Annotated in this window: 2 protein-coding genes; one reads left to right on the top strand and one right to left on the bottom strand. The window is 34.2% G+C overall.

Annotated features, from left to right (window positions below; all coding sequences use genetic code 11):
* On the bottom strand, window positions 1-442 hold a 442-nt coding region (locus ACYVRH_RS14055; protein WP_461257503.1), incomplete at its 3' end, for a DNA methyltransferase.
* Window positions 443-450: 8 nt separating this feature from the next.
* On the opposite strand from ACYVRH_RS14055, the gene ACYVRH_RS14050 reads away from it, so the two are divergent.
* Window positions 451-628 (top strand): hypothetical protein (locus ACYVRH_RS14050; protein ID WP_461257504.1); only part of this gene is annotated, 178 nt, incomplete at its 3' end.

Here is a 628-nt window from a genome sequence, read left to right as displayed (position 1 = left end):
ATTCTACAGGAAATACTGCTGAATGTACTTTATCGAAACACGGGTCAATTTTCCATATATTTGCTGTTTCAAAATTATCATCAACCTTGCTAGCATTGATTATTTCTTTATCATATTGATGAATATTCCAATCAAGCAATTTTTCAGTTGCTTTCCTATAAACCATAACATATTCTGTTACAGGATTTGGTTTATACCCAAGTGGTTTTCTATGTTGCTGAAAACCGCCAACTCTATTTTTAACGCTTGCCTCAGGTTTTTCCCAAATAATATCATCAATAAATTCCCAGCCCATCTCAATTAAATAGTGATGAATATCGAAAGGAATTGGATAACGCTTGCTTGAGTGAGAACGACTTACACGAGGAACTATCACTGGTGATGTATTAAGTAATAAAAAACGACCCTGATACAAATGTCCGAAGAGAGGCTGTATCTGCAATCGGGCGTATGCGGAAACCTGATACAAAAAAAATTTTATTTACAAAACTTAAAGACAACGATCCTAAAGTTGTCTGCCAGGCTATTCGCGGTTTATTAGTTTTTAAAGGTGAAGTAGAGGTTGATAAAAAGTTATCATCTCTAATTACTCATGAAAATGAAATGGTACAACAGGTTATTCGAAAAG

Source organism: Treponema sp. R80B11-R83G3, from assembly GCF_054786115.1.
This window is presented reverse-complemented; position numbering and strand designations above follow the sequence as displayed.